Annotated in this window: 4 rRNA genes (2 of these 4 running past the window's edge); all 4 read left to right on the plus strand. The window is 47.1% G+C overall.

The annotated features are described in order from the left end of the window. Nucleotides 1–1,346 (plus strand): 23S ribosomal RNA (locus tag QQL36_RS11495); it begins 1,535 nt to the left of the window's first position. 79 nt (nucleotides 1,347–1,425) lie between these two features. Next, nucleotides 1,426–1,537, plus strand: a 5S ribosomal RNA gene (rrf, locus tag QQL36_RS11500). A gap of 468 nt (nucleotides 1,538–2,005) precedes the next feature. After that, nucleotides 2,006–4,886 (plus strand): 23S ribosomal RNA (locus tag QQL36_RS11505). Between the two features lie 78 nt (nucleotides 4,887–4,964). After that, nucleotides 4,965–5,000 (plus strand): 5S ribosomal RNA (gene rrf / locus QQL36_RS11510); it runs 76 nt beyond the window's last position.

A 5,000-nucleotide genomic window follows, 5' to 3' on the forward strand; every position in this document is an offset into this window, starting at 1 on the left:
AGAATGATGAACCTGATAGTACAGTAAAGCTTCGGCCGCACTGATAGTGTCTCTAATCAGACTTCCAAGAAAAACCTCTAAGGTTAGGTTATAGCAGCCCGTACCGTAAACCGACACAGGTAGTCGAGGAGAGTATCCTCAGGCGCTCGAGTGATCCGTGGTAAAGGAACTAGGCAAATTGACGCTGTAACTTCGGGATAAGGCGTACCGCAGTAATGCGGTCTCAGTAAAATGGTCCAACCAACTGTTTAACAAAAACACAGGGCCCTGCAAAATCGAAAGATGACGTATAGAGCCTGATACCTGCCCGGTGCTGGAAGGTTAAGGAAGGATGTTCGGGGCAACCCAAAGCTTCTGACTGAAGCCCCAGTAAACGGCGGCCGTAACTATAACGGTCCTAAGGTAGCGAAATTCCTTGTCGGGTAAGTTCCGACCTGCACGAATGGTCTAATGAGTTGGACACTGTCTCTACCACGAGCTCGGTGAAATTGTAGTATCGGTGAAGATGCCGGTTAATCGCAACGGGACGGAAAGACCCCGTGAACCTTCACTACAACTTAACATTGATTTTGAACCACAGATGTGTAGGATAGTTGGGAGACTATGAAGCAGCTTCGCCAGGAGTTGTGGAGTCAACGTTGAAATACCAACCTTCTGTTGTTTAGAGTCTAACCCGGCAACGGGGACATTGTTTGGTGGGTAGTTTGACTGGGGTGGTCGCCTCCTAAAAAGTAACGGAGGCTCGCAAAGGTACCCTCAGTACGGTTGGTAATCGTACGCAGAGCGCATTAGTAAAAGGGTGCTTGACTGTGAGGCTGACCAGCCGAGCAGGAGCGAAAGCTGGCTAAAGTGATCCGGTGGTTCTGCATGGAAGGGCCATCGCTCAAAGGATAAAAGGTACTCCGGGGATAACAGGCTGATCTCCCCCAAGAGCTCATATCGACGGGGAGGTTTGGCACCTCGATGTCGGTTCGTCACATCCTGGGGCTGGAGAAGGTCCCAAGGGTTCGGCTGTTCGCCGATTAAAGTGGCACGTGAACTGGGTTCAGAACGTCGCAAGACAGTTCGGTCCCTATCTGTTGTGATCGTTAGTAAATTGCGGGGACATGACCTTAGTACGAGAGGACCGGGTCGTACGTACCGCTGGTGTATCGGTTGTGCCGCCAGGTGCAGTGCCGAGTAGCTATGTACGGAAAGGATAAACGCTGAAAGCATCTAAGCGTGAAACCAACCTCAAGATGAGTTTACTTTTAAGGGCCGTCGGAGACTACGACGTTGATAGGCTACAGGTGTAAGGGTGGTAACATCGAAGCCGAGTAGTACTAATTGCCCGTAAGCTTTAATTTTATTTATATTGTATTATAACTTTCCCAATATGCAACTTATTGCGTTACCGTAATGGTAACAAAAAGATCTTCAAGATCTTATGGTGGTTTTGCCAAGGGTGTTCACCTCTTCCCATTCCGAACAGAGAAGTTAAGCCCCTTATGGCCGATGGTACTGCACCACAATGCGGGAGAGTAGGTAGCTGCCATATTTATTGAAAAAGCCTCTGAATTTATTCAGAGGCTTTTTTATCCCTTCCTGGGAAATCACACCACATATCTCTACCGCTACTACGGTAAAAAAAGTCTGATAATTTTTTGTTGATAGAAAGTAAAGATTGTATCTTTGCCATCCGCTCGAAAAAACGAGCAATAATGTTCTTTGTTCATACAGGTTTTTATCGAAGTCGCTCTTCAATTATTCAGGGTCACACCGAAATAAAAAAAGAGGAAAAACTTCTAAAAAGATTTGGCGAAAATGAAATTTTCACTACCTTTGCAACCCCAACGCAAACGATGCGAAATGGGAAGTTCTTAAAAAGGTAATGATAAGCTGAGATGTAGTAACCGCAAGGGTTCACACGGATCGGATCCGAAACATCAACAAGTCTTAGAAATAAGATAAGCTCTTTGACATATTGGGAAAATAAAGTTGTAATACAGTATACAATTTGAAGATATTTAAAGCGAATAAGGGCGCATGGCGGATGCCTTGGCTTTAGGAGGCGAAGAAGGACGTGGTAAGCTGCGATAAGCTACGGGGAGATGCAAACGATCGTTACATCCGTAGATTTCCGAATGGGACAACCCAGTACACTGAAGGTGTATTATCCGAAAGGAGGCCAACGCAGGGAACTGAAACATCTAAGTACCTGCAGGAAAAGAAAATAAATTAATGATTCCCTAAGTAGTGGCGAGCGAACGGGGAAGAGCCCAAACCGTGGTGGCGTGCTGCCACGGGGTTGTAGGACTACTTTTAGAAAGTCAGATCAAGTTGAATCATCTGGAAAGATGAGCCATAGCAGGTGATAGCCCTGTAGACGGAAATTCTGATGGACGTGTAGTATCCTGAGTAGCGCGGGACCGGAGGAATCCTGTGTGAAACTGCCAGCACCATCTGGTAAGGCTAAATACTCCCTAAAGACCGATAGTGAACCAGTACCGTAAGGGAAAGGTGAAAAGTACTTCGAACAGAAGAGTGAAATAGTACCTGAAACCGTGCGCCTACAAGCGGTCGGAGCCTGTTAAAGGGTGACGGCGTGCCTTTTGCATAATGAGCCTACGAGTTACTCCTCACTGGCAAGGTTAAGCACTTAAGTTGCGGAGCCGTAGCGAAAGCGAGTTCTAACAGAGCGACAATATAGTCAGTGGGGGTAGACGCGAAACTTTGTGATCTATCCATGGGCAGGTTGAAGGTTTGGTAACACAAACTGGAGGACCGAACTCATTAGCGTTGAAAAGCTATGGGATGACCTGTGGATAGGGGTGAAAGGCCAATCAAACTGAGAGATAGCTCGTTCTCCCCGAAATGTTTTTAGGAACAGCCTCGTATTCAGAGTTATCATAGAGGTAGAGCTACTAATTGGGCTAGGGGGCTTCACCGCCTACCAAACCCTAATAAACTCCGAATGCTATGATATTATCTACGGGAGTGAGGCTGTGGGCGCTAAGGTCCATGGCCGAGAGGGAAATAACCCAGATTAACAGCTAAGGTCCCTAATCGTATGTTAAGTTGAACAAACGCAGTTTAAATCCTATAACAGCCAGGATGTTGGCTTGGAAGCAGCCATTCATTTAAAGAGTGCGTAACAGCTCACTGGTCGAGGGTTTAAGCACGGAAAATAATCGGGCATCAAACATACAACCGAAGCTTTAGGATTATCGTAAGATAATCGGTAGGGGAGCATTCTAAACTGCATTGAAGGTGTATCGCGAGATATGCTGGAGCGTTTAGAAAAGAAAATGTAGGCATAAGTAACGATAAAATAGGTGAAAAACCTATTCGCCGTAAGACTAAGGGTTCCTGATCAACGCTAATCGGATCAGGGTTAGTCGGGTCCTTAGGCAAAGCCGAAAGGCGTAGCTGATGGCAAACTGGTGAATATTCCAGTACCTGCTATAATTTCGATGGGGTAACGGAGTAGTGAACAGACCGCGCACTTACGGAATAGTGCGTTAAAGGGTGTAGTTATATTCTTTGTAGGAAAATCCGCAGAGAATGATGAACCTGATAGTACAGTAAAGCTTCGGCCGCACTGATAGTGTCTCTAATCAGACTTCCAAGAAAAACCTCTAAGGTTAGGTTATAGCAGCCCGTACCGTAAACCGACACAGGTAGTCGAGGAGAGTATCCTCAGGCGCTCGAGTGATCCGTGGTAAAGGAACTAGGCAAATTGACGCTGTAACTTCGGGATAAGGCGTACCGCAGTAATGCGGTCTCAGTAAAATGGTCCAACCAACTGTTTAACAAAAACACAGGGCCCTGCAAAATCGAAAGATGACGTATAGAGCCTGATACCTGCCCGGTGCTGGAAGGTTAAGGAAGGATGTTCGGGGTAACCCAAAGCTTCTGACTGAAGCCCCAGTAAACGGCGGCCGTAACTATAACGGTCCTAAGGTAGCGAAATTCCTTGTCGGGTAAGTTCCGACCTGCACGAATGGTCTAATGAGTTGGACACTGTCTCTACCACGAGCTCGGTGAAATTGTAGTATCGGTGAAGATGCCGGTTAATCGCAACGGGACGGAAAGACCCCGTGAACCTTCACTACAACTTAACATTGATTTTGAACCACAGATGTGTAGGATAGTTGGGAGACTATGAAGCAGCTTCGCCAGGAGTTGTGGAGTCAACGTTGAAATACCAACCTTCTGTTGTTTAGAGTCTAACCCGGCAACGGGGACATTGTTTGGTGGGTAGTTTGACTGGGGTGGTCGCCTCCTAAAAAGTAACGGAGGCTCGCAAAGGTACCCTCAGTACGGTTGGTAATCGTACGCAGAGCGCATTAGTAAAAGGGTGCTTGACTGTGAGGCTGACCAGCCGAGCAGGAGCGAAAGCTGGCTAAAGTGATCCGGTGGTTCTGCATGGAAGGGCCATCGCTCAAAGGATAAAAGGTACTCCGGGGATAACAGGCTGATCTCCCCCAAGAGCTCATATCGACGGGGAGGTTTGGCACCTCGATGTCGGTTCGTCACATCCTGGGGCTGGAGAAGGTCCCAAGGGTTCGGCTGTTCGCCGATTAAAGTGGCACGTGAACTGGGTTCAGAACGTCGCAAGACAGTTCGGTCCCTATCTGTTGTGATCGTTAGTAAATTGCGGGGACATGACCTTAGTACGAGAGGACCGGGTCGTACGTACCGCTGGTGTATCGGTTGTGCCGCCAGGTGCAGTGCCGAGTAGCTATGTACGGAAAGGATAAACGCTGAAAGCATCTAAGCGTGAAACCAACCTCAAGATGAGTTTACTTTTAAGGGCCGTCGGAGACTACGACGTTGATAGGCTACAGGTGTAAGGGTGGTAACATCGAAGCCGAGTAGTACTAATTGCCCGTAAGCTTTAATTTTATTTATATTGTATTATAACTTTCCCAATATGCAACTTATTGCGTTACCATAATGGTAACAAAAGATCTTCAAGATCTTATGGTGGTTTTGCCAAGGGTGTTCACCTCTTCCCA

The sequence above is a fragment of the Chitinophaga sp. LS1 genome, from assembly GCF_034274695.1.
Lineage (GTDB): Bacteria > Bacteroidota > Bacteroidia > Chitinophagales > Chitinophagaceae > Chitinophaga.